We start from the raw sequence: 25,176 nt of genomic DNA, 5'->3' as shown, positions 1-25,176 counted from the left end.
TTTTTCATCGTATTACCTTTGCAGCTAGTTTTGATCCAGTTAGCCCTGTAGCCAGTTGTGCACCAGCCTTAGCCGTTTGTGCCCCTGAGTTAGCAAGTTCACCACTTTGCTTATTTGATGCACTGACTAATTCTGAAAGACTTGCACCAGCATCACCACCAAAATGACTGGATAATCTCAGCAAAAGCACAGGTGCGACAAAATAAAACATCACCGCCATATTTTTCATCGCAGAAATCGCTTTATTCTCGCCTAGCGGATCAAGCACGGATCGCTCAACAAAGCCAACCAGATGCCAGAGGTATTGCAGAAATATGCTCATAATAAATAAACCGCAAAGGCTTCCAAGTGCTTTAGGGCTGTAGTTACTCAAAGAAAGCACAATTGGGGTGAGGATGATTAAAAAGAACATGAAAAACGCTTGCATCACGGGCAGGGTTTGCATGATGGATTCTCGTTTTAGAGGTGTTGAAGTCCAAGACTTAGCCAGTTGACCTACATTGACTAAACCATTGGTGATGACACTGCCGACTCTGCTGTTATTATTATCCATCATGTTCTTGATAGAATTGAGCTGCATATCTTTGCTTTCATTAAGCAGCATTTTTGCGATGTAATCCTCTGCAGCGATATCCGCTTGCCATGCTTTGGGGTGTTTGAATCTGTATTCTCTAACTCGCCCTAACATGGTGTAGTAGTTCAAATGTTTGTTAAAGAAACTGGCTTTGTTGGCAACTTCAATCAGATCCGTTTTGATTTTATTCCACCATTGTTGGCAGCTTGGATAGCCATTTTCTGGTAACTGTTCGCTGGGCAAGTCGCCTCGATTGGCTGCTTTTTGCAGGTTCGGACTCGGTGCTTGATTGAAGGTAAATCCTTTAACCGGATGACGGGCATGGATTTTAGTGTAATACATTTGCTGCAGGATTTTTGAGCCCATCCATGTTAGATCGTCTTCACCACCATAACGGTTTAATAAAGCATTTAACTCATTGGGTTCATGCTTATCGCTGTTGAACTGTGTTCTGGCTTCAATAAAGCATTGTCTGTGAAAATCCAAAGCCTGTTCACGCACATTGTGAGGCAAATAGGTTGATACCAAATCCCCCTCAATTGCTTGCAGACTATCGGTACAGCCTGTGACTTTCATTAGGCTGTAAGTAAAGCTGGACATGAAATTCTGGATAATGGCAAAGCCGATGGGGATTTTGATTTGATGGGTTAAGACATCAGCAAAGGCTTCATCATAGGTTGTGCCCGTATCGCCAATGGTGGCGGTAGAATCGATTTTTAATCCGCATAAGGGTTTAAATTGCAGTGCTTTGGTTTCTAATGGAACGCAAGGGTAGACAAATATACCGCATATTAAAACCGTAATCGCCAGCTCATAGAGAAAATGGTTAAGGGCGTGCTCCACAGCGAAAAAAGCAGCAGCCGGCACCAGTACATTTTTTAAGAAACGATAGCCGACCGCAAGAAAGCCGAGATATAACAGCCCTGTTTGCCACAGGGCATTAAAGATGATTTCGTATTGCTGCCAGCCAAGGTAGGTGGTGTATAAAGAAAGTGGATTAAAAACAATCATATTATCCCCTTTGTTGTTCTTTGAGATAAACAGCGCCATTTTTCACTGCTGGTTGCTCGTGATCCTGACCTGGGATACTGGCGTTTTGCGCTTGATGACGGATGTCCATAATCATAGTGAGTGTGTCAGTCATCATTTTTTTGCGTACTTCGTTTTCAAAGGCCAATGAATGGATATCATCATCGAGTTTCTTTAAAGCAAAACGCACCATGTTTAGAGCAGGTTTTAAGTTTTGCACTTCCTGAACTTGAAGGCCGGCCTGTAGTATTCGCCGCATCATCAAGGCTTTATCCAGCATGTTTTGTACGGCGATTTCTTCGGCCAGCTTGGATACGGTGAGCAGTTGTTCTTCACGGGGTAAATGTTGAATGGTTAGGATGATTTCATCTGTAATCAAAAGGTTTGAGGCACTGACTTTGTGAAGATTTTCTTCGGTTAAGGTCCAGCTGCCATTGACCAGATTCCATAGTGCTTTGGCGATATTCTGGCTGCAGGTATTGGCATTATCACAACTTTGCAATAGCGCAGATAAACCCATGCCTGCTTGTGTCTCATGGTTTTCTTTGTTTTCACTGCTACTGACGTGAATGTCGCCTAACACTTTAACTGCCCAATTGGCCGCATCATTTGGGGTTGCCCAAGCGTGGGTCATGGGCGTTTTCTCAAAAGGCTTGGTGGTTGAATCAAGCGGTTTGCGCGTTAATAAGATGTTGTAACCTGCAATCACCACATCATTTATGACTTTGATGGGCCGCTGAAATTTACCGCCGGCATTGCCTTTATCGCTACCTATCCAGGGTAGGCCGTATTCATCCCGTTTTTTCGCAATGCTTTTTGAAGTTTCGGTCACATCAACGTTCTCTTTTTGGGCTCGCCTGTATGCATCAAGCCAGCCCTGGCTGTCCGATACCGAAAGCATGCTTTCTACAGGAGACTGATTTTGTTCTAAGGCTTCTTTGACCTTCTGGCAGTCTTTGACTTTGAGGGTAAATTCATTTTGCGCACTGGATGCTGTATTTTGCAGGACATTATATAAAGCAGGCATGGCTTGTTGCAGCTTATAAAGTGGATAGCCTGCAACAGAACCTTTTAAGTTGCTAATCACACCAGCCGGAATGTTAAGTGATGATTTTTTTAAATCCTGCATGGTGTTGGTAATGGACACCACCGGATTAAATCCGCTGCAAGAAAATCCCATCCGTTCATCAATATCCGCACCAATTTTCAAGGTCTGATCTTTGTTGATGGGAGGCACAAATAAATTCGACGCACCACCCAGCTGATAATAATAATCCGATTGGCTGGGCATAAAGCCACTGGCATAGAGGCTTACTGGAAATAGTGTGGTCAATACTAATAATTTTCTCATAATAAACCCTTATCGTTTTTGAGGTTGCCCTACTTTGGGAAAGGTTAAAAAGCGAATCAGATTGCCATGGTGTTGCACGCAGCCTCGGTATTTACGCCAGACTACAAAAACATAATTGCCATTGCCTTTCTTATCATCTTCAATGCCAAAATCTTCTGCGTCACCTGGACGAAAAGTACGGTTGTTTGGATAGACTTCCTGCCAGATGACTTTTTGGTTATTGGGATCAAAAACGGCATTGGCCACCACACAGTTTTGACCGCAGCGGTTAGCTGTGGATTTGGTAACATGCAATGGATTTTGGTTGGTGACGATATCAACGGCATGCATGGCCGCCACAACCGATGCGCGGAAATTATAGGGCTGGGTGACTCGCATTAATCTTGGAATTTCTGTACCCCAGATGTGCGTTGCAGTGCCTATATCATGATTGATTAACAGTTGTGGGTGAGAGGCCATATACACCAGTTCGGCGGCTTCTGTTCTATCCATTACCGCATCTAGCTCGGATAGATAATAAGGCATGCCAAAGTGGGTTTCCGGTTTTAGCGACAAAAAGGGAAAACGGTAAAAGGCAGCGGGGCTGCCAATGACATCAACGACCCGTGTGCGCTCATCATTACCATGCAAGCTGGTGGTTTGACTGCTGTCATTGCCAAAACCTAAATCCATACCAGTCGCAAGTTTGTAGGCTTTTTGGTAGGCGAATCGATTGGCTTTGTTCTCATACAAGGCTCTTGCTTCAAGCCAGGGGTTTTCTTCAGGTTTATTGCTGACGGTCACAATTAAATCAGGTAAAAATTGTTCAACCGCTGCTGTAAAAGAAACTTTGGGTGGAAAGTGTCCATGCTCCCAGGCGCAAGATCCAATGATTTTATAGTGGGAATTATGAAATACCTTGGCCAGCACTCTACCGGAAATGGTAAAAGTATTCACTGGATGGGGCGGTTTCGTGCTTTCAGTCGCATGAGTTGGATTAATCATAAAAATAAGCCCCAGCATCATGCTTAACTTTAGGCTGCTCCAGAATTTCTGCCATAATTTCAGCAGCTTTAAGTACGCCATAATCTTTCTCCAGTTGGCCTCTGGCTACCTTTTCACTTTTTTCATTCATTAAAAGAGCAAGAAGATAACGGGGTGGGATGACTCGGAATAAACCTTGATAGCGCGAACCTAAAAGCACTGCTTCTGCATACAAACCTTTTTGTGAGTCAATCTCTCGAATCAAGGCTTCTTGCTGTGGTGTCAGATGCTTAAATTGCTTGATGTCTTTGAGCTCATTTTCATCCAGACCAAGGACAATCCAGGTTTCCATCAATGACAAAATCTTCGTTGCTTTGGCTGAGCGCATGTCAGCCACATTTTGGGTGACTGGAATGAGCCAAAGTCCCAGTTTTCGGGCGACTTTGGCAATGAGCAGGGCGCTAGAGACAATGACATCAATTTCAAACTGGATGTGCGCCTCATCGATGATTAAAAACATCGGACGTGAATCGTTTTGGGTGCGTTCTGCCATGGCCAGTATTCGGGGTAAAAGAGAGACCATTACTAAGGCTAATTTGCCACGGTCATCTTTGATGGCGGAGATGTCGATATGAAAGATATCAAAATCATCCAGCGGTTCAGTTGGGACATTAAAAAAACGCGATTTTGAACTGTTAATGACGTAACTTTTAAGGCGATCGGCCATATCCTGCAGGCGTTCTTTTTTCTTAGTGGACGTTTCATTTTCTATGCGCTGTTCAAAAGCTGAAAGCACATGCTCGGTTAGCATTTGAGGAATGTTGTTTTTTGCTGACGCAACGATGGCATCACTTAATATTTCTATGAGCAGGGTTTCATCGGCAAGGGTGAAGCCTTCTTCCTCTTTGGCGTTGGCTTCAGTAATCATGGTGCGAAGGGCAAGCGTTAGTTCAGCCAGATAGGATCTTGACTCGTCTTCGCAGTAGCGTTCTGATTCGTTAGCAGGCTTGGATTTGTCCTGTTTTAACTGCTCCAAAAGTGCTATTGCTTCACTGGATTGTGCGCTGATTTCAGGCAAGGCTTTATAGGCATCGCAAAAAGGATTTAAGGGCACGGCTTTGTCTTTTTGATTGGAGAGCAGTAATTGTTTGCTTTTTAAACCATGCTTTTGGCAGTGGGTCAGAATGCGGTCAAACGAATTTCCCATTTCAAATAAAACAATACGGGCGTTTTTCATCGCCAGTAGTGACTGCACCATCCAGCCGGTTAAAACGGACTTACCTCCACCTGAGTTGGCAAAGATGGCGCAATGCGAATTTTGCGACACAAAATCATGATGCAGTAAATCCAAAAATACAGGTTCACCTAAACGATTGAAAAAGATAAAGCAGGGTAGGTGTCTTGCGCCTTGGTTTCGTCCATACACTGGCAACAATGCTGCCAGTTCTGATGCATACATCAAGCGGTCATAACATAAATAACGTCTTGCGTATTGCGGTATAAAGTTAAAGGGCAGGGCGTTAAGGTAGGAATTTAAGGGATGGATATCAAAACGAGACTCAATCAAAGGCATTTTTGCTTCCATAAAAATATCTTGTAAGCGCTTTTCAATGTCTTTTGCTTCTGGCTCATCCTGGACGCGGTAAAATACGGCTTGATTAACCCAGAATAAGCGATTGCCCATGGTCAACTCATTACGGGCGGTCTTAATATCTTCCCGAACTTGAGATGGTTTTAAGCTGGTGCCGACTATGCCTTTTTCCAGTCGGGTTAAATGGGCATCGAGTGAGGCATCATGCGAGAAGACCACTTGAATGGTATAGATGCTGCCTTCAGGTAAGGTATCTAATAACGCATAGCGGTGTTTTGGGTTGGCTTGAGGCCGTTCACGGGATATAAGACCAATTTCTGGGGCTTCTTTTAATCCATCCACATATAAAATGCGATGTTTCAAGCCGTTAAAAATAAAACCTTTATCATCACTTTGCGGTGGCGTGAACAAGACATTTTGTGCCAGATTAAAGCCTGCTGGTTTGGTTTTGGGGTAGGGGTATTGCTCTAACAAAGACTCCCCATTGGCAGGATTAAACCAGCGAACCCACCATTGATAATAGTCTTTACCGGTCAGGCGTTTTAACTGCAAGCCAGGTGAGCGGAGTTTGGACTCAATCTGGGCGATAATCTCCTGATGTTCCTTTAAAGCGGTTTGGCGATCAGGGTTGGAGTCATTCAATAGCCGATAAAACAAAACTCGAATACGCCTTCTTCTGCCTCTATAAGGAAGGTCTGTTTTTGGATCAACAAATAATCCTTGTGGCCGGCTCATTTTTTTGAATAAATCCTGCAGTCTTTGCAAGTAATCCTGTGTCATGCGGCTGTTAATGAGTTTTTCATCAACATGATTTTTGATATGGTCAATCACCGGTTCAAGGTTATAGTCATCCTGAACAAACATCTGCATGATCCAAGGATCAACCTGATGAAGCGGCACTACTGAGGCAAAGGTATCACGAACTTTACCAAATACCGCCTGCAAATATTCGGGTGCTGCAGCCTCTGCCGGAATATCACTTAGTTCAAAGCCAGAGCCCAGACTTTTGCCATCTGCCAACAAAAAGACTTGATGCTCGTCATCAAAATCCGCAATAGCGAGCTTATCGGCAAACGAGGGCAGAGGATTCGCAAAACGTTTTTTTACCGTCTTTTTCTGCGCTCCTTGTGGATTATGAGCGCCTAACAGCCAGTTAATCATGTTCTTCATAATCCACCTCAATACAATTCTGATGCTAGTGCATACTGGTTGTGCTTATAGAGAAAAAAGCGCGTGGTGTAAGCAGGCTTTATGATTTGCTCATCACCAATATTGGCGACATGCGCAAAGACATGAATGGGTACTTCTGGATTAGGTAAGGCTTTAAACTGTTGTGAATTTTTTTGAGCTTGTATTTTGGTTGCGCTTTTCTTGGGTAAAGGTGCCGGTTTACTGTGGTGGTAAAGCTGGCTCACCGTTAACCCTTGTTCCGGTATGGTTCCCTGAGATACTTTTGCCGTAGAGCAAGCACTTAAGCTCAGACTAACGCAAAGCATAATCAGCGTGTTTTTCTTCTGTGCGACCATAATCTAATACCCTCCCGTTGAGTTCTTTATCGATGGCTATGGTTTGATTGAAATGAAGGTTGAAGTGATTGGGAATAAATCGGTTTTGTACCTTAAGACTGGCAGGTACAAAGACCATATCAAAGCTGCCTTGAATCCGTTTTTCCATCCAGTCGGTAATTTTCTGACTGCCTTCGTTTAAAGCGCCACCTGCTGAAGAATGTCCAAGCTGGCCTGTTGGGGTGGCAATGGCGTTACCCCCTTCGGCCTGATAGGTCATCTGCCATTTAGATAAGGCGTTTCCAGCACCTTGAAGTCCGCCTGCAGCCATAAAAGACGTTAATACCTGTGGGGCGTTGGTGATGTACTGACCTTTAATGCAAGGATTGCCGTATTGGGTGGTGAGATAGCCAATGCTGTCATTGTTGATTAGCTCGGCGGAACTTTTCATTTGCTCCTGACCCACGGTGACAAAATGACCGTCATCAAAAACAAAAAGTGCTGAGGTCACATAGGCGCGTACACAACTGATGTTATCGAGAAAAGAGCCGACACCGATGGAATAACCGCTCAGTTTCATGCCAATAATTTCATCGGGTAATTGCATGCCGTTGGCGGTCATTAAATCGCCGCGGGAAATTATGGCTGAAAAGGGGAACAGCGGTTGCATAAGTTTTCCTTCAACCGGTACTTCACCAATCAAGGCTGATAACAACATTACTTTACTGAAATCACTGCCGGCTGGGATGGTATAGAATGGCGTTGCTTTGGGGGCTTCTTCCTTTTCTTTTTGTTCATCCCATAAAGACAGTTCTTTATGTTCAGCTGCCGGCTTGTCTAATAACTCATCCAGATCTTTGATTTGCTTAATTTCAACCTTGCCTTCCACCGGATAAGACTTGGTTGTGCTTTGGGCAATGGACGCAATTTGATCTTTTAAAGCCAGTATTTCTTCTTTGAGTTGATAGCTACTGTCTTGTTTGGGTTGTTGAAGCTTGGTTTGCAGGGTTTTATTTTCCTGTTGCACTTGCTCCAGCCGTTTTTCCGTTTCTTGAAGACGGGCTGAGACATCACGAATATTGTCGTTAAACTGGCTGGCAATGGCTTCATTAAAATTGTTGGTGTTGGTTGTAGATTCTATAGCCGGTGGGGTGCTTCTGCTGTTAAAGAGAATTAGGATCGCAACCAAAGCCACCGAGCCTGATAGGATTTTGATTCCGCTGTTTTTATTCATCGGCTATACCTCGCGTGCTGAATTAAGGCTTCATGAAATGGCTTATCGGATACTAAAAAAACGGTGGTACTTTCGTGCTTGTTTCGGGAAAGCAGTCGGTTAGTTGGATAAAAGCTTGCGGTTTGCCAGTGACCAATCAGGTTGTCTGGTTTCAATTTGATGGTTTTATTGAGCAGGTTTTTTAATTCAATCGCTGTAATATGTAATGCGCCACCGCGCCATGAAGCGATAGGGTGGGCTTCAATACTGGCACCATAAAATAACGGAATGGTTTTATGCGTTTGCATTGGCGTGCGGTAAACGCCATTTGGAATTTGTTGCACACGTTCCGGCGCGTATAAAGCCTGAATGGCAAAACGAGTCAGTTGAATGGCGTTGTATTCATAATGACTGTTGGCAGCTTGACCTTCTCGTTTAGGATCATCGGTCAGAATTTCAATGGGTGTGGTATTGTTAAACTGCTCATCGGCTTTCAAATTTAATAGGATCACTTCACCGTCAGGGATCATCTGCACAATAATTCTTGCGTGTTTAAAACTGTCTTGCGCTATGAGATAAAGACTGCCTTTGACTTTCAAAATATCCAGCGCAGGGCTTAGGTTTTGATCGATAATTTTGATGACTTGTGGAAATTGAATCAGGCGCTCCTGCTTTATAGGCAATTCAATATTCAAAGGGACTTTTTCCCAGACCATATGTTCGCTTTGCAGGGCATAACTCATATTGATAAAGCAAATCCACAAACTTAACGTTTTAATTATTCGCATATTCATCCTCCGGTTGAACCAGTAAATCTTTGACTAATGTTTCGGGCTTACTGTAGCCATCTAAGGCCAGTTGGAAGGGGTTATGCAGACGAGATAAATTAAGCTTCACCACCCGTAAGTGATAAGCCACGACTTTATCGGCAATGACCATGGGAGAATTGTCTTTTAAGCGTTGGGTAATCCGAAGAACCAGCTTCACTTCCCAGCTGTTGGGGCCGATTCGTTTAATGTCATCGGGTTCCATAAAACGATAGAGACTGGTTATTTGCGTACGATTAAACAGTTGTGCGTTTTTATAAACGGAGAAGGTTTGCTCGAGTAATTGCTCATGACGTGGTGTGAAATAATAATGAAACGCTTTCATATTACGGTTAAATTCATCTCGGCCATTGGCTTGCCAGCTGTACAGCGTTGGCATTAAGGATGTGACAAACCCTTGTACATATTCATTAGGGATATCACGGGCCTTGATCAAACCACCATTGGCTGCCATGCCTGGGCTTAGCCAGAATTCATAGCGCTTGGGTAAGGAGTATAAAGTGATGATTAAAGCCAAAACGATGATGCTTAATAAAGCGACAAAAGCCAGCAATAAGCGGTTGTGATGATGCAGGCTGTCGATTTTCTTCCAGTAGTTAAACATGATGTTCTCCTACTGATTTGTTCTTGTTCCACTGTCCTTTATAATGAATCCAGGGCGAGTGTTTGAGCCTTAATCGCACCAACAGTTGAATGGAATTTTTTGTGACATAACCATAAGGCTTGCCTGCTTTTATGCAAGCAATGCTTTTTGGACAGACGGTAATCGCCAGAATAAATCCGACAATAAAGCCCACACAGCCACAGGCAATTGGATAGCCAATCAGACATCCCAATAGGATAAAAACCAGGGTGGTCAGTGGTGTTGCAGTCACTACAATCCAGAACAACTCCCGCAGACTTAAGCCTTTCCAGGCAGGAAAGTCATGGGATAAATGGCGCGATGAAGGCTGACTCATAATTTCACCTCCTTAGATTTTGAACTTGGTAATCATGGAATAACCGACATAACCTGAAGCGATACTGATGGCAAGATAAGTAATGCCCATCACGGCAAAGGTACCGAAAGCTACCATCGAACCTTCATTTTTCTTCGATTCTTCAATGCCGTGTTGCACGGTGGTAATGAATTTGATGAACGTTACGACGGCTGTGATAAAGAGCAATAACCCCAACCCTTGTTTCACATAACTCCCCGTCACTGACATCATGTTTGTAGTCCCATTCTCAATGTTGTCGGCATCGGAAATCTTGGGAAACCAACCATCGGCTGCAAACAGGGTGGGTGCGTAAAACAGACTGATTAAGCTTAAATAGATGATTCGCGCGATTGTTTTCATAGTTATCCCCTAACCGTTAGCAATAAAATAAACACCATCAGACCAATGACGAGCCTGATAAGACGAGAGCCCAGACGATTTAGAAAACCATCCTGTTCTTTTTCATCAAGACTCATGAAGTGGTTCACAGACCACATGACCGCTAAAATCACCAGGGTAATGGCGATAAAGCGGATACTGTTGGAAAAGACGCTAACCGAAATGCCTTGGCTTGACTGCTGAAAGCTTGTAGCAAAGAGCTTTGCGATTTGGTCTTTACTCATTAGGGTTTCCTCACAAAATCACGGTTTAGTGGTTTGACTTTGCGAGGGGAAACGACAGGCTCGTTGATGTAATCAATCAGGCCATTGCGAATCATTAACAAATCTTCGCGAACGCCAACGTGGTGATGGCCTTCATTATCGTTAAAGCTTTCAATGTGTAGTTGAATACGCGCCTTGGGATTGAGTTCAGATTGCGCTTCATCCAGTAAAGGCGTGATGGCATTAATCTGATTGATAATGCGTACCAGTGTTTCATTAAGATTTGGGTTACTGGCCTGTGCAGTAAGACTTAAGAAAAAAATGGTTGCCGTGAATATTTGTTTCATGATTTCTCCTTATAAATATTTCTTAAATCGGCTGGCAGTCATTGCCACCATCAGCGCCAGCATCAGACTAATGGGAATAAATACAAAATCTGGTGTGATACTGATTGGCGTGCCTAGCCAGGCCATCAGTACAATGACCAAACCTTTTTTGAAGTAGTGATTTAAACGATGAAACACATAGGATGATTCACGTCCAAGACAAGCGGTTCGGATGGCTCTTTGGTTCAGACCATCAACTAAGCCTGCAACCATTGCCAAAGCGAATAAAGGTATGGCTGCCAGAAGAATCATGAGTTTGATTAACATGCATTGACTGGTAAGCAGCATGAGTTTGATAAATTGCTGTGTTTTTGTGACTAAATCAGTGGTTAATTCGTTAAAACTAAGCTTGGTGAGATAAGGATGTTCTAGTGATAATTGAAAACGGGTTTCCAAAGGCAGGGCTGATAATAATGATCCCTGATAAACCGGTGTGATGGCTTGCCTTTGATTGTCTACCAGTGTGCTGACCGTATCGAAAGCATGCACATATCCATGTAACATCCATTGCCCAATAGCCCATATGAATAAGAACAACCACCCCAAAAAGACAACCAGGGTAAGTTGTATGGTCATTTTTCTGGAATATTGTTTTATTGCCATACTTCCCCCTGGGCTATGACGATGGGGTAATGTGTCACGCCCAATAATTTCATGAGCGGATCAACATTGACCGGCAACAGGGGTAACTGGCTTTGTTCTTGCAGCTGGATAATCGTTTCAAAGTCATCGACATTGGTTATAAACCCAATGGCCTGCATGTCTTGTAATTGTTTTTGGTGTTTGGTTAACCACTGCTTAGAAAGACGGTCGGCGCCAATCACAAATAACGTGTCATGAAATAAATGGGTATCAGCTTTCCTGTTATCCACTTTGCCGAAAGTAGCTTGGCTTTTAGCCGGCACCCCAATGGGGCTGGATAAATCCAGCTGACTGGATGTTTCAGAATGGCTCAGCGTTAAAGGAATCACCTGCAGGCTAAATGCTTTAAACGCAATCAACATTAAAAACAAAACACGCATCGTTAAAACCTCCCCATATCGACAATCTGAGTGGCCTTGCCATTGGATAACAGCAAGAGGGGTGTGTGCTTTTTCTTGACCGTCAAAGCATCGTATTGCTGTTTGCCATCGTTTAACGTAATTTGCTGGGAATTGACCAAAGCCAATGGGATCTGCTGGCGGTTCGCCCATAATTGAATGGCATCTGAATCCATATCGACAAAAAGTAGGTTTAACTTGGTCTTGGATGTTCGGCTAACTGCATCAACGAGCTGCATTAAAATGGTTTTCACTGCATCATCAGCTTTAACAAACAAATACAAATGTTCACCCGATTTCAACTGAATCGGTTGGTGAGCAAAGGGTGAATAAGGGGATGGATCAAAATCACCAACCACCGGCACATCTTTAAAAAGCTTGTTATACGATTGATAAAAGGCATTGTTCCAGGCAATATTTTGCGCAACTTTCTGGGCTTCCTGCTTGGCCGCCAATTCGGCGAAGTGTTCTCGTTCCGCATCATCACGGGCATTGAGTCCTAAAATATCAATCGGACTCATACGAAGCCCTTGGTAATATAAACCGCTTCGGCTTTGCATTAACTGGATGTAGCGCTTTTCTTCAGCATCCGTTAGTTGCCAAACCTTGGCTTCATGTTGTTGGGGCTTGGAGAGTTCAAAGTTTTTTTCATCAATCACTTCATCCTGAAAATCAGCGACTCCTGCCTTGGCCAGCGCATTATTAGCCGTTTTAATCGAAGGGCTGATAAGACTAGGAATCGAGAGATTGGCAAATGTAGCAGAGCTAACAATAAGTCCAAAAGCCAAAGCGGATAACTTAGCCATGTGTCACCCCATTGGATTTCAAAGTGAGTGAAACATGAGCCTTGTCCGTATTTTCAAATTCAATAAACTGCCTGGCAAAATCAACTTGAACCACCAACCAGCCAGCCAAAGAGTCGCCTATTTCTAAGGCTTGAGTTTTATAGTTGAAAGCCACCGATGCAACACTGACATCCTGAATGCTGTCAATGCTTAATACTTGGAAAGGCAGGCTTCTTGCTGGTAAGGTTTTGACGGGGTGTTTTTGCTCATCCAATCGCGAAAGTAATTCGACAATGCCATTCAGCTGCTTTTTAATTGCAACCTGGCCGGTTGAAAACACTTCACCCAACTGGTGATCATCTTTATTTTGCAACTGCTGAATGAACTGGCTTAATTGTTTGAGATTATGGTTAATTGACGATAAATCAGGTTCTTTAGCAGGTTGCCGCAGTTGAGAGGTAATAGCTGTCAATCGATTTTCTAAGGATGATAAATCCTGAATTTGGGTTTTAACGGGTTGGCTTTTCAAACATACAAATAAAACCAGCACCGCATTGAGTAGAACCAGCAATAACAACCATTTACTATCCAGATAATGTCTCATGCCTTGCTCCTTTTCTTAAGGGTAAAATTGACCTCCCGTAACAAGTCATCATGTCTCAGTGAAAACAAATGCTGGCCAACCAACACGGTTAAGCCATCTTCAATAGATAAAGGTCCAAGGTTACGATCCACTTGGGGTAATGGTTGTTTGAGTATTTTCTTTAAGCCAGAGCTTTGTTTGTCTTGTGAAGCCAAGTGATAACCGGAGTAGGTAAGCCAATGATGAACGGCATCGCTAATGGTTTGAATCGAGGATGGAAAATGAATCTGTTGAATGGATTTCAGTGGATTGACTTGCGCTGGTAGTGGCTTATTTCTGACGGTTGCATAACGGCTGACTTGAGTGACATTGGCTGCCTGTACTTGAAAATTAATTACTGATAAAGCCAAACAAAATAAAATCTTATACATACACACCTCCGCCGGCTTACGCCGGCATTATTTATTTGATGATTTCTGCTAAGCCTTTAGAATTAGTTGGTTTCCCAATATTTTTGTAAAAGATTTCTTCGCGAACAATGTCAACTTGCTTGGAGGCGATAAAGCCTAAGTGAACCTGGCCTCCTTGGACTTTGATGACTTTGATTTGTATTCGTCCTTTATCGATAAAAATGCTTTGTTCTTTGGCCCTGCTCAATATAAGCATGTTTGAACTCCTTGTTTTATAAACGGGTTAATGTAGCTTTCATCATTTTGATGTGATGCTTAGCCACTTCCGGTGATGGTTTTTTAATGGGTTCAGATGTCATTGTTGTTAGTCGCTTGCGTGCTTCTTTATCCTTACAGCAAGCAATAAATTCAGGAATGCTGGGCGGGAATCGATGTCTTTCACGAAATTGGAGTAAAGCTTCTTTGACAATGGCATTATTGAAAGGCTTTAAACCTTCTGACCATTCTTTTTTTGCAAAATAAAGGGTTCGTTCATCATTGAAATTATTGATCCAAAAATGCCCATAAATGGCAGCAAACCGGACAAAAAGTGTATCAATCCGCTTGTCATAAATTGCGTTTTCGTCCGAATTGGATGACGTTGTCTGGACTTTTGGATTCTTCTTCAAAGTCGAAGCTTGCCTCTCGGCAGGATTCGCTGAGAATGTCTGCTGAAGTTTTGCGCTGACGATTTGATCGGCTCTTTGCATTTTGCTGCTCCTTTGTAACAATGGTTTCAATTTCTTCTAACCAGCATTGCTGCAATAGCCAGTTGGCAGGGTATTTCCATTTGGGTACCCAATGACCTGCAGCAACTAATTCGTGGTGGTTTTTGATCTGTGCCTGAATGGCTGTGATAATTTGTTTGAATAAATCTTCAGAAGGATTGAGTTTTACAAACACATCGAATGCTTGCCCACGGTTTTTCTTCTGTGGATAAAGAGTCCAAAATTTTTCAAATTGGTCGCGCACATACACACAATTATTTACTGAGTTATGAGGTATGTCGGCTTTTGCATTAAGACCTGTGTCGCCTTTTTGATGACAACTACCGTATCCATCTGATTTTTCTTTACTTTTTGATTCCGGTTTTGTGTCGGCTTGAGGTGTCGGGATAGTGTCGGCTTTATTTTGGACAGAATAATTCCCATCCGCTAAAAGGCATTGTAAAACAAGGTGTTTGCTGTTTGAGTGAATCGCAATTAAGCCTGATCGTTCAAGGCTTTTAATGACACGGCGAAGTTGTTGTTTTGATGGCGAGCCAGATTGAACACCAGGATGCGGTTCAATATATAGGGCTTCAGCAAGCGATTGATAGCTGATTCGTCTCTTGATACCTACAAAGCCAGTTTGACGGTCCATAAAAGGGCGGACTCCTATTAAGTAGGCTGATTGTTGAATATAAGGCAATCCGATCAAGGCTGATAATTCCCGTGTATTTACAAATAAAAAGTCCATCTAAAACAAACACCTTAATAAATTATTTACACGACTCGATAATTGATATAGCATTATTCCAATCAGAATCATTGAATAAAAAACACAAAACGTTGTTTTAAGATTATATAATAAATCAATATGTGTATGTGTCAATGGTTTTTTGAAAATGAATGGACGAATGATATGAACATCAAAGAAAAAATTGGCAATCGCATTAAAGAATCCAGGAAAGCCGTTGGATTAACCATTAAAGAACTGGCAGAAAAAACGCATGAGCTTTCCCCTGCAAGAATTGGGAACTGGGAGCAAGGTACAAGAAGTCCTGGTCCTGTTGAGGCTAAGATTTTAGCCGATCATTTAAATGTTTCAGCATCCTATCTTCTTTGTTTAACTAATAGCCCACAGGGTGAGCTAACTCGTCATGCTAATCATGGCATGCGCCATATTCCTGTTTTGAGCATGAAGGATGCGCATCATTATAAAGAATTGCTGAATGCAGCTGATTATAGTAATGAAAAGACGATTGTTATCGACAGTTTTAATAAGGCTTTAAATGCTGAGAAATTATTTGCTGTGGTTGTTGAAGACAATAGCATGGAACCAAAAATTCCTGCTGGTTCAATTGTTGTGATTAATGGGGACCAATCTCCCAATCCTGGTGATTATGTCCTTGGCTACTTTGAAAATAAAAGTCAAACGGTGTTGCGAAAATATGGTGAAATAGATGAGAGTCTTTTTCAGCTAATTCCTAGTAATGATCTGTGGGCAATAATTAATATAAAAGATAAAAGCGAGATCCGTATATTCGGCGTGGTTGTTGAGATGAGGAATTATCAAATATAAATCATATTTGTATGAAATTTATCTTTTTCTTTTCACATTATATTGTTGCAGCTTTTAGTCGATAGTAGAGTGATTGCCTTCATCAATAACTTTATTGCAGTCTCCGGTCTCTCCGTACTTTGGTTGCTTAACTTACCGTGCTATTAGTAAAGTAGTATTATATCTAATATCAAGGGTAATAAATATTTGCCTTAATTGTGTATAACTTAGGTGGCAAACTTGCCGTTCCCCCTATTTTCGTTTATTTTCTCATATAGAACCAATTTTCATTCAAGAAAGGTGCTTCGTTAATGCAAACAGAAGAAATTTTTACCTTAAAGGAATTATCAGCATATCTTAAACTGGCTGAAAAAACTGGATATCGACTTGCATCTGAAGGAAAAATACCTGGTTTTAAGGTGGGTGGTTCATGGCGTTTTCGGAGAAGTGAAATTGACTCATGGATTAAACAACAAGAAACTAACGCACGTAATGGAAATAACAGCTAAAAGAAGTGTATTAACAATGTCCCCAACTAATACCAATCAGCAAAGTTACACTCCCCATCAGTGCGCTTATTTGGCGTATTCTTTAACATTAGGTGGCTCTGCTGAAGAAAAGATTTCTAAGTCACTAGCTGCATCAAAAGTTGATATGAACCCACACCAAGTTGAAGCGGCAATTTTTGCCCTCCGCTCTCCATTGTCTCAGGGGATTATTTTAGCTGATGAAGTGGGATTGGGGAAAACTATTGAAGCGAGTTTGGTTATTGCTCAGAAATGGGCAGAGAGAAAAAGAAAGATTTTGTTAATAGTACCTGCCATGTTGAGAAATCAATGGACACAAGAATTATTAGAGAAGTTTAATATACCTAGTTATATACTTGAATCAGCATCATATAACTTACTTAAAAAATCAGAGTATTTGAATCCGTTTGATTATAGAGAAGACCAAGTAATCATTTGTTCGTATGAGTTCGCATCAAAAAAAAATATTGACATTAAAAGCATCAATTGGGACTTAGTAATTTTCGATGAGGCGCATAAATTAAGAAATATCTGGAAAAAAGATGGTGCAAAGATTGCCAAAAAATTACAGGAAGCACTAGATGGTAGAAAAAAAATTTTATTATCAGCAACACCACTTCAAAATTCGCTTTTAGAGTTATATGGATTGGTTTCTATCATTGATCAGCATTTTTTTGGTAATGTCGAATCTTTCCGCGCTCAATATATTGGTAGGAATGCTTCTGCGCATAACCTGGATATTCTTCGTCATCGATTATCAAAAATCTGCTTTAGAACACTTCGTCGCCAGGTACAAAAAGAGGGAGGTATAAGTTTTCCGCGTAGATGGTCTATAGTGGAAGATTTCCGCCCTTCTCATGAGGAGTTGAATTTATACGAACAAATATCCGCATACTTACAGCGCGAAGATATTGTTTCTATAAAACCTAACGCACGCCATCTAGTTACCTTAGTCATTAGAAAAATTTTAGCATCATCTAGTTTTGCCATTACTGGCACATTGGAGAAGATGATTCAGCGTCTGACAAAAAATCTTGTCACTGATATGGAGTCATTCAGTGATTATGAAACAATTAATGAATCTATTGATGAAATGGATATAGAAAATGATGGAGATAGCGCTAATCCTGAACAACTAATACAAGAGCTTGAAGAACTTAAATCTTTTAAAAAATTAGCTGAGAAAATTCAAAAGAATACTAAAGGTGAAGCTTTATTAACTGTTTTAGAAAAAGCCTTTACTAAGGTAAAAGAACTAGGTGGACAAAGAAAGGCTGTAATTTTTACAGAATCTTGTCGTACCCAGCAATATCTCAAGGAGTTACTAGAAGCTAAAGGATATAAAGGTGAGCTGGTGCTTTTGAATGGATCAAATAATGATAATGAATCTAAAGATATTTATAAACAATGGATGGAAAGGCATCAGGGGAGCGATAAAATATCTGGTTCAAAAACTGCTGATATGAAGGCTGCTATTGTTGAGAAATTTAAAAATGACGCACCTATCTTAATATCCACTGAGTCTGGTGCGGAGGGAGTTAATATGCAATTTTGTTCTTTGCTAGTTAACTTTGATTTGCCATGGAATCCACAAAGAATAGAACAGAGAATAGGAAGAGTACATCGGTATGGACAAAAGAATGATGTAGTTATTGTTAATTTTCTTAACAAAGGAAATAAGGCAGATGAAAGAGTCTTTGAGCTGCTCAACCAAAAACTAAAACTCTTTGAGGGTGTATTTGGTGCAAGTGATGAAGTGCTTGGCGCAATTGAAGCAGAAATTTCATTTGAGTCTAGAATTAATGAAATTTATCAGAAATGCCGTCATACCAATCAAATTGATGAAGAATTTAATCAGTTGCAAAAAGAGTTGGATGAAATCCTTACAGAACGAGAGTTAGATACTCGAAAAAGTCTTCTTGAGAATTTTGATGAGGATGTAATTAAAAAAATTCGTTCACGTAAAGAAAGCATTACGGATGATCTGGATGATTTTGCTAAAAAAATCCGCGCATTTTGTAAAGGTATGTTACCTAATGCGCAACATTTTCAGGAAGGTTTTTCTTATCGTAATGAGCATTATTACTTTGATTGGAAACAAGCCGATGAAAAAAATGGTCATTTTTTTAAAGTTGATAATCAATTGGCATCTGAGCTTCTATATAAAGCAAAAAGCATAAAACCATTACCTGCTCAAATTACATTTCATTATGAAAATTACGGTCTCCAGCTGGCTGATCTACAAAAATTAAGAGGAAAATCTGGATGGCTATACTTGGGCAAGGTTGAAATAGATTCAATTGATGTTGTGGAAAAAATGTTCTTTATTGCTAGAACGGATGATGGAGAATCTCTCGATCAATATCAATGTGAGCGTTTAATGCTTATTCCAGCGGATCATGTCGGTTTGATAACCATAGATGAAATTTTCTACCAGGAAATTATTAAAAAAAAGCAAAAATTAATTACAGAATTTATTGAAGAAGCGAAAGAACGAAACGAAATTTATTTTGAAGAAGAGCAGGAAAAATTAGACCGCTGGGCGGAAGACTCAAAAACAGCAATAAACATGGAATTGGAAAGGATAGAGAAAGAAATCAAACAAGAGAAAAGACTTGCCAGAGGTATGAATACTTTAGAAGAAAAAACCAAAGCACAACGTCAAATAAAAAAACTTGAAAAAAAACGGGATAAACGCATGCTGGAATTTTTTGAAACCCGTAAACAGGTTGATGAAAAGTCAGATGAATTATTAGAAGAAATTGAAATGAAATTGAATTTAACCTGGAAAACTTCCGAATTATTCATGATTCGTTGGAGTTTAGTCTGAGGAATATGCTATGAACCATAAAAAGAAAAAGTTAGAACTGACATGGATTGGTAAGGAATATAGACCGAGACTTGAACCAAGAATTTTACTAGAAGATGTAGAAAAATCTTATTTTCCTTATGAAGAAACTGATAGTGAGAATATTTATGACAATAAGCTTATTTATGGTGATAATCTGTTAGCTTTGAAATCACTCGAATCAGAATATACAGGAAAAATTAAGTGTATATATATTGACCCTCCCTTTAATACTGGACAAGCATTTGACCATTACGAAGATGGTTTAGAACATTCTATTTGGTTGGATTTGATGAGTAAAAGATTGGAAATTCTTTATAGGTTATTATCTGACCAGGGTTTGTTATGGGTTCATCTTGATGATAGTGAAGTTCACTATATGAAAATTATTTTAGATGAAATATTTGGAAGAGAGAATTTTGTTAATCAAATTGTTTATGAAAGATCTGGAAGTGCTGGTTTAGGTCAAGGTGGAGCATTTGTAGATACAGCAGAATATATTTTGCTGTATAAAAAACAATCTAGTGTTGAATTAAATAATATAACAAATAATATACCTTTAGACTTAAAGGTGATGAAAAGATATAAAAAAATTCTAATAGATGAAGGCAGTAAAGAATTGATAAAAGAATTTCCTTCAAGATCGAATGATTTACCAGTTAAGATTTATAAACATAAGAATTTTAAAATGTCTTCTATCTCTCTTAAAGAGTATGAAAAGCGCAAGGAAGAAATAAATAAAGAGTATGCTATTTATTATGACCAAATATTTAGGACAACAAACCCACAAAAAGAAAATTCATTTCAGAATGATATAATTTCTAATTTAGACAAAAGTTCCTTATACACTGTTGAATATACCCCTAGCAGGGGAAAGTATAAAAACATCCCAACGACTCTTTATTACTATAATAAAGAAATTTTTGCTTGGCTAAAAGATAGTGCTGAACTTGTAGATGGTCAGGTTGTAAAAACAAATAAACTAACAAATATATGGGTGCATGCAGATATACCTAAAGCTGATTTAGCAAATGAAGGCGGGGTAAATTTTAAACGGGGTAAAAAGCCTGAAAATTTGATTAAAAGAATCTTAGAGCTGTCAACTCAGCCAGGTGATATAGTATTAGATTCATTTGCTGGCTCTGGAACCACGGGTGCTACTGCCCATAAAATGCGACGTCGCTGGATAATGATAGAACTGGGCGAGCATTGCCATACTCACATTATTCCCCGATTAAAAAATATTATAAATGGCCGAGACAATGCTGGTATTTCAAAATCTGTAAATTGGACTGGAGGAGGTGGTTTTCATTATTACAAGCTTGCTCAGTCTATGTTGGAAAAAGACAAATGGGGTAATTGGGTTATTAATAAAAAATATAACGCCAATATGTTGGCTGAAGCAATGTGTAAGCTTATGGGATTCACTTATTTTCCTGATCCAAATCATTATTGGAATCATGGGTATTCAACAGAAAAAGACTTTATTTATATTACTACTAATGTTTTGACTAACGAACAACTTCGCGCAATAAGTGAAGAGGTTGGCAGAAAAAGAACTTTATTAATCTGTTGTAAAGGATTTAATGCTAACTCTGAAGCATTTTTTAACATAACACTTAAAAAAATTCCACAAGCAGTATTAAAAAAATGTGAATGGGGTAAAGATGATTACAGTCTGAATATAGAAAATATTGACGATCTAATTGAAGAAGGCCATTCGTCTTTTTGTACTGAAAGTAGTGAGGCAATTTAATGGTTAATGATGTAAAAACAATATCTTCACGGTTATCGCTTCGACAGCCACAACATGAGTCGTTAAAGATATTGGCGCAAGTTATTAATGAAGTTACATTGTCAAAAAACGCAGACATAAAACAGTCTTTGAAAGCAATTCACCATTTATATCCATCAGTGGAGGATTTCGAACGAAATTTTCCATCAATTTGTTTTGCTTTAGCGACAGGAGTTGGTAAAACTAGATTGATGGGTGCTTTTATCAGCTATTTATATTTAACTCATAAAAGTCGCAACTTTTTTATTTTAGCTCCTAACTTAACTATTTACGAAAAGCTAAAGGAGGACTTTAGTCTTAAAAGCCCAAAATATGTTTTTAAAGGTATATCTGAGTTTGTCTTTAGCCAACCAGTTATTGTTACTGGTGAAGATTATAAAAACAAAGGGTTTAGGCTGGAAGAAAATAAAATTCAGAGGACATTATTTGAAGATGATGATGTACCATTTATTTATATATTTAATATTTCAAAAATTAATGCTACTGAAAATAAGCCTGGGGCTACAAAATCTAAAACTCCACGAATTAAGCGATTACAGGAAACTTTAGGAGAAAGTTTTTTTGACTATCTTGCAAGCTTACCTGACTTGGTTTTATTAATGGATGAAGCGCATCGCTATAGAGCAACTGCTGGTGCAAATGCAATTAATGACTTAAAGCCGATTCTTGGTATTGAGTTGACAGCCACCCCTAAAACAATAGGTTCTACCTCAAGTAATTTCAAAAATATTGTGTATTCTTATTCTCTTGCCGAGGCTATGGACGATGGTTATGTGAAAGATCCTGCCGTTGCTACCAGAAAAGATTTTAAGCCTGAAAATTATACACCAGAACAGTTAGAAAAGATAAAACTGGAAGATGGGATTCACCATCATGAATATGTAAAGGTTGAATTATTAAATTACGCGAAGCAATTCAATAAAAAAATAGTCAAGCCATTTGTGTTAGTAGTTGCTCAAGATACTGAACATGCACGTACACTACGTGAGTTTATCGAATCAGAAAGTTTTTTTAATGGCAATTATAAAGGTAAGGTTGCAGAAATTCATTCAAAGCAGTCAGGAGCAGAAGAAGATAAAAATATTCAAAAATTGATTGCTATAGAAGATTCAAATGATCCCACAGAAATAGTCATTCATGTAAATAAGTTAAAAGAGGGATGGGATGTAACAAATTTATATACAATCGTGCCTTTAAGGGCTTCAGCATCAGAAATTCTTACAGAACAAACGATAGGAAGAGGTTTGCGCCTTCCTTTTGGAAACCGTACTGGCATTGATGCTCTGGATAGATTAACCATTGTTGCTCATGATAAATTTCAAGAAATTATTGATCAAGCTAACAGTCCAGATTCAATAATTAAAAAGAAAGTCGAAATAGGGAATGACGCAGATATTCCTTTTGAAAAACCACAAAATATAGTTATTCCTTCCCTAGCTACTGTATCTTTAACACATGATATCTTTGAGAAGGATCAAGAATATGAAGGTGATAATTTAATTAAGACAAGTCAGCAATATCGTATTTTGGACATTACTCTTGATATTGTAAAACGTTATGAACGATTAAAGTCTTCTAAAGAGTTGCTAGATATTTCTATTCAAGAGCAAATAACAAAAGAAGTACAAGAAATAACCATACATAATGAAGAAATATCAAATAATGAAGTAAAAAAAATTGTTGAAGTTTTAACAAAGAATATTGCGGAATATACTATTGATATTCCTAATATTGTTTTAATTCCAACTCGGAACATTTCATATGGGTTTGCCAACTTTGATTTAGAAGGTATAGAACGAATTAACTATCAACCAGTTAGCCAAGAAATATTAATGAAGTATCTTCGGACAAATAAAAGCAGTATTTTAGCTCGTGATGATGCAGTAAATGAAAAAGAGCCTTTATTAGAAAACTATATTGTTCGAGTGCTCATAGATAATGATCTTATTGATTATGATGAACACGCTGATTTGCTGTATAAGCTTGCCGGTCAAGTAGTTTCACGACTTAAGTCATACTTAAAAGATGAGTCTGATATTGAAAATGTTCTAAAATATCATCAAGAGAAAATATGTAACTTTATTATGACGCAGTTAATGCAACATTATTGGGAAACACCAACTGACTATCAGGTCAATGTAAATAGAGGATTTACTATCCTAAAACCATTTAATTGTGTAATCCAACAAGGGCAGCAACCAAGGGATTTTAGGTATATACCAGAAGTTAAAAGTGACGTTAAAAAAATTATTTTTAATGGTTTTAAAAAATGTTGTTACCCAATACAAAAATTTGATTCAGTCGATGGTGAACTGCGTTTTTCACAAATTTTGGAAGATGATAAGAATGTAGTCAGGTGGATGAAGCCCGCTCCAGGTTTTTTTCAAATTGAGTATAAAAGTGGCGAGTCATATGAGCCTGATTTTGTCGTAGAAACCTATGATGAAAAATATATTTGCGAACCTAAAATGGCTTCGGAAATGGATAATCCTATTGTTTTAGCAAAAAAAGCCGCAACGATGAGATGGTGCGAATATGCGACTAAACATGCTTATGAGAATGGAGGTAAACCTTGGTATTACTTATTGATACCTCATAACGCTATAACTTCAGAAAGAAGCTTTAATGGATTAGTAAAGGAGTTTAAAGAATAATTTAGGTTAGGATAAATTGGTTAATTATTCAGAGTTATTAAAGCAAATGAGCTATTATTTGTTATTTAAGTTTGGGCCTGTTCAGTGATTAATTAATAGAAAAGTTAATGAGGAATGTGGCGGTCAAAGAAATTGTATCTTTGACCAAGTTATACTCAAAATCAGCTTTTAGTTAATCACTAAACTGAATCAAAAACAAACGGCCTAATTCTTCTGCATCCCTTGAATCCAGGAATTCAGCACCAATCAGCACTTTCAATAATCGCTTGCTACAAATATCCAGTATTTCTGCAATACCGTTTAAATCAATCTCACTATATTGAATAAGCGCAGCCAGAAGCATTTTTTGCTTGAGTTTATTTTGAACAAAGTTAAATGTAATGTCTGGATCTTTGAGTTGAATGAAACATCCCATGTTAAAGCTCCTACAACTAATTTTTTAACGATCCAAAGAGTATCTATTAAATAATGTGCTTATTGTATCCCCAAATTTGGTGAAATTTTGTGTCTGAAAAGATCCGATTTGAAGGCAATTGCGACCGCTTGTATGGTTGTTTTGCAATTTAATTTTTTTCGTGCCGACTTAAGATGAGAATTGACCGTATCGACTGACAGACAAAGTTTATCGGCTGCTGTTTGTGTATTCTCACAGTGAGCCATGAGAAATAGACAATCAAGCTCTCGGTTCGTCAAAATTGCATTTGTTAAGTTTGGTTTTCCAGTTAGCACTTGGTTTCTGAACTCCTGATTATTAAAAAAGTTCAAAAATTCAGATTCCGGTATCATCGCTTTTAAATCAGTTTCCATGTCCTGGATAAATCCAGAGATGAACCGCTCCATTGCAACCCTATGTTTGAAGTAGAGTCCAGCTTTATTCTCTAATGGCGTGCTATTATAGGTTTCAATAATGATATCGCACTCGTAACACTGTCTTACCATGGCGAAAACAGTATGCAGGTTGTATCGATGCTGCATTTCTTCCAGTATATCCATTTGGGTAGAGTCGGGTTTAATTTGCCCTTGGATGTAATATTCCTGACCATCATACACATTAAAAGCATGATCGATATCGCCCCGGTCATAACCTTCGGTACGATAAGGATGTGTATTTCGGCTTGATCCGAACGCCGATTACGGCAACATTCAAACGGCCATTTCGGTTTTATCCGAACGGTGATTTCACTCTGATCCGAACGCTGATTTCGGCAACAT

27 protein-coding genes are annotated in these 25,176 nt (G+C 39.4%); 6 read left to right on the top strand and 21 right to left on the bottom strand.

Features of this window, described 5'->3' with window-relative positions:
* Window positions 1-4 precede the first annotated feature (4 nt).
* From E1O47_RS05350 to E1O47_RS05265, 18 genes are read right to left on the bottom strand one after another with little or no spacing between them, the layout of a single operon-like run.
* Window positions 5-1,585 (bottom strand): conjugal transfer protein TraG N-terminal domain-containing protein, encoded by a 1,581-nt coding sequence (locus E1O47_RS05350; protein WP_133130241.1) that lies wholly within the window; start codon window positions 1,583-1,585, stop codon window positions 5-7.
* Window position 1,586: 1 nt separating this feature from the next.
* Window positions 1,587-2,954, bottom strand: a complete 1,368-nt coding sequence (locus tag E1O47_RS05345; RefSeq protein ID WP_133130240.1) for an integrating conjugative element protein — start codon at window positions 2,952-2,954, stop codon at window positions 1,587-1,589.
* Between the two features lie 9 nt (window positions 2,955-2,963).
* Window positions 2,964-3,938 carry a TIGR03756 family integrating conjugative element protein gene (locus E1O47_RS05340; protein ID WP_133130239.1) on the bottom strand — a complete coding sequence of 325 codons (975 nt, stop codon included), beginning with the start codon at window positions 3,936-3,938 and terminating at the stop codon, window positions 2,964-2,966.
* The gene (locus tag E1O47_RS05335) at window positions 3,931-6,678 is read right to left on the bottom strand and encodes a conjugative transfer ATPase (RefSeq protein WP_133130238.1); all 2,748 of its coding nucleotides are present in this window, start codon (window positions 6,676-6,678) and stop codon (window positions 3,931-3,933) included. The genes E1O47_RS05340 and E1O47_RS05335 overlap by 8 nt, the downstream gene beginning before the upstream one ends.
* 8 nt (window positions 6,679-6,686) lie before the next feature.
* On the bottom strand, window positions 6,687-7,034 hold the full coding sequence (locus tag E1O47_RS05330; protein ID WP_133130237.1) for a TIGR03751 family conjugal transfer lipoprotein: 348 nt from the start codon (window positions 7,032-7,034) through the stop codon (window positions 6,687-6,689).
* The gene (locus E1O47_RS05325) at window positions 6,991-8,247 is read right to left on the bottom strand and encodes a TIGR03752 family integrating conjugative element protein (RefSeq protein ID WP_133130236.1); all 1,257 of its coding nucleotides are present in this window, start codon (window positions 8,245-8,247) and stop codon (window positions 6,991-6,993) included. The genes E1O47_RS05330 and E1O47_RS05325 overlap by 44 nt, the downstream gene beginning before the upstream one ends.
* Complete coding sequence (locus E1O47_RS05320; protein ID WP_133130235.1) at window positions 8,244-9,014, bottom strand: TIGR03749 family integrating conjugative element protein; 771 nt, start codon at window positions 9,012-9,014, stop codon at window positions 8,244-8,246. The genes E1O47_RS05325 and E1O47_RS05320 overlap by 4 nt, the downstream gene beginning before the upstream one ends.
* Window positions 9,001-9,657 carry a DUF2895 family protein gene (locus E1O47_RS05315; protein ID WP_133130234.1) on the bottom strand — a complete coding sequence of 219 codons (657 nt, stop codon included), beginning with the start codon at window positions 9,655-9,657 and terminating at the stop codon, window positions 9,001-9,003. Before E1O47_RS05315 ends, E1O47_RS05320 begins: the two co-directional genes overlap by 14 nt.
* A complete protein-coding gene (locus tag E1O47_RS05310) occupies window positions 9,650-10,012 on the bottom strand; it encodes a TIGR03750 family conjugal transfer protein (protein WP_133130233.1) in 363 nt (120 codons plus the stop codon). Before E1O47_RS05310 ends, E1O47_RS05315 begins: the two co-directional genes overlap by 8 nt.
* 12 nt (window positions 10,013-10,024) lie before the next feature.
* Window positions 10,025-10,393: a hypothetical protein gene (locus E1O47_RS05305; RefSeq protein WP_133130232.1), complete on the bottom strand. Its 369-nt coding sequence runs from the start codon at window positions 10,391-10,393 to the stop codon at window positions 10,025-10,027.
* Window positions 10,394-10,395: 2 nt separating this feature from the next.
* A complete protein-coding gene (locus E1O47_RS05300) occupies window positions 10,396-10,656 on the bottom strand; it encodes a hypothetical protein (RefSeq protein ID WP_133130231.1) in 261 nt (86 codons plus the stop codon).
* Window positions 10,656-10,982, bottom strand: coding sequence for an RAQPRD family integrative conjugative element protein (locus E1O47_RS05295; protein WP_133130230.1), 327 nt, complete (start codon window positions 10,980-10,982; stop codon window positions 10,656-10,658). The genes E1O47_RS05300 and E1O47_RS05295 overlap by 1 nt, the downstream gene beginning before the upstream one ends.
* A 9-nt stretch (window positions 10,983-10,991) precedes the next feature.
* Window positions 10,992-11,624 (bottom strand): TIGR03747 family integrating conjugative element membrane protein, encoded by a 633-nt coding sequence (locus E1O47_RS05290; protein ID WP_133130229.1) that lies wholly within the window; start codon window positions 11,622-11,624, stop codon window positions 10,992-10,994.
* Window positions 11,615-12,043 carry a PFL_4695 family integrating conjugative element protein gene (locus E1O47_RS05285; protein WP_133130228.1) on the bottom strand — a complete coding sequence of 143 codons (429 nt, stop codon included), beginning with the start codon at window positions 12,041-12,043 and terminating at the stop codon, window positions 11,615-11,617. The genes E1O47_RS05290 and E1O47_RS05285 overlap by 10 nt, the downstream gene beginning before the upstream one ends.
* Window positions 12,044-12,045: 2 nt before the next feature.
* On the bottom strand, window positions 12,046-12,867 hold the full coding sequence (locus E1O47_RS05280) for a TIGR03759 family integrating conjugative element protein (RefSeq protein WP_133130227.1): 822 nt from the start codon (window positions 12,865-12,867) through the stop codon (window positions 12,046-12,048).
* Entirely contained in the window at window positions 12,860-13,450 is a 591-nt protein-coding gene (locus E1O47_RS05275; RefSeq protein ID WP_133130226.1) for a hypothetical protein, read from the bottom strand. The genes E1O47_RS05280 and E1O47_RS05275 overlap by 8 nt, the downstream gene beginning before the upstream one ends.
* Window positions 13,447-13,860, bottom strand: coding sequence for a PFGI-1 class ICE element type IV pilus protein PilL2 (pilL2, locus tag E1O47_RS05270; RefSeq protein WP_133130225.1), 414 nt, complete (start codon window positions 13,858-13,860; stop codon window positions 13,447-13,449). Before pilL2 ends, E1O47_RS05275 begins: the two co-directional genes overlap by 4 nt.
* A 31-nt stretch (window positions 13,861-13,891) precedes the next feature.
* Complete coding sequence (locus E1O47_RS05265) at window positions 13,892-14,095, bottom strand: carbon storage regulator (RefSeq protein WP_133130224.1); 204 nt, start codon at window positions 14,093-14,095, stop codon at window positions 13,892-13,894.
* A gap of 86 nt (window positions 14,096-14,181) precedes the next feature.
* On the opposite strand from E1O47_RS05265, the gene E1O47_RS05260 reads away from it, so the two are divergent.
* Complete coding sequence (locus E1O47_RS05260) at window positions 14,182-14,361, top strand: hypothetical protein (protein WP_133130223.1); 180 nt, start codon at window positions 14,182-14,184, stop codon at window positions 14,359-14,361.
* Between the two features lie 84 nt (window positions 14,362-14,445).
* On the opposite strand, the gene E1O47_RS05255 is transcribed toward E1O47_RS05260, so the two are convergent.
* Window positions 14,446-15,336, bottom strand: coding sequence for a hypothetical protein (locus tag E1O47_RS05255; protein WP_133130222.1), 891 nt, complete (start codon window positions 15,334-15,336; stop codon window positions 14,446-14,448).
* Window positions 15,337-15,501: 165 nt separating this feature from the next.
* On the opposite strand from E1O47_RS05255, the gene E1O47_RS05250 reads away from it, so the two are divergent.
* From E1O47_RS05250 to E1O47_RS05230, 5 genes are all read left to right on the top strand, one after another.
* Window positions 15,502-16,161 carry a LexA family transcriptional regulator gene (locus tag E1O47_RS05250; protein WP_133130221.1) on the top strand — a complete coding sequence of 220 codons (660 nt, stop codon included), beginning with the start codon at window positions 15,502-15,504 and terminating at the stop codon, window positions 16,159-16,161.
* A gap of 290 nt (window positions 16,162-16,451) precedes the next feature.
* Window positions 16,452-16,649, top strand: a complete 198-nt coding sequence (locus E1O47_RS05245; protein WP_133130220.1) for a helix-turn-helix domain-containing protein — start codon at window positions 16,452-16,454, stop codon at window positions 16,647-16,649.
* Window positions 16,633-19,497, top strand: a complete 2,865-nt coding sequence (locus E1O47_RS05240; protein ID WP_207384294.1) for an SNF2-related protein — start codon at window positions 16,633-16,635, stop codon at window positions 19,495-19,497. The genes E1O47_RS05245 and E1O47_RS05240 overlap by 17 nt, the downstream gene beginning before the upstream one ends.
* Window positions 19,498-19,507: 10 nt before the next feature.
* Window positions 19,508-21,271, top strand: a complete 1,764-nt coding sequence (locus E1O47_RS05235) for a site-specific DNA-methyltransferase (protein WP_133130219.1) — start codon at window positions 19,508-19,510, stop codon at window positions 21,269-21,271.
* Window positions 21,271-23,964: a DEAD/DEAH box helicase gene (locus tag E1O47_RS05230; protein ID WP_133130218.1), complete on the top strand. Its 2,694-nt coding sequence runs from the start codon at window positions 21,271-21,273 to the stop codon at window positions 23,962-23,964. Before E1O47_RS05235 ends, E1O47_RS05230 begins: the two co-directional genes overlap by 1 nt.
* Window positions 23,965-24,136: 172 nt before the next feature.
* Here the strand turns inward: E1O47_RS05230 and E1O47_RS05225 are convergent, their stop codons facing one another.
* Both E1O47_RS05225 and E1O47_RS05220 read right to left on the bottom strand, forming a co-directional pair.
* Entirely contained in the window at window positions 24,137-24,379 is a 243-nt protein-coding gene (locus E1O47_RS05225; RefSeq protein ID WP_133130217.1) for a hypothetical protein, read from the bottom strand.
* A 59-nt stretch (window positions 24,380-24,438) separates the two neighbouring features.
* Complete coding sequence (locus tag E1O47_RS05220; protein ID WP_133130216.1) at window positions 24,439-25,014, bottom strand: helix-turn-helix transcriptional regulator; 576 nt, start codon at window positions 25,012-25,014, stop codon at window positions 24,439-24,441.
* Window positions 25,015-25,176 lie beyond the last annotated feature (162 nt).

Origin of the sequence: Legionella yabuuchiae (genome assembly GCF_900640115.1) — a bacterium.
In the GTDB taxonomy this organism is placed as follows: Bacteria; Pseudomonadota; Gammaproteobacteria; order Legionellales; family Legionellaceae; genus Legionella_A; species Legionella_A yabuuchiae.
Note: the sequence above shows the minus strand (reverse complement) of the source record. Positions and strands in the feature narration are given on the sequence as shown.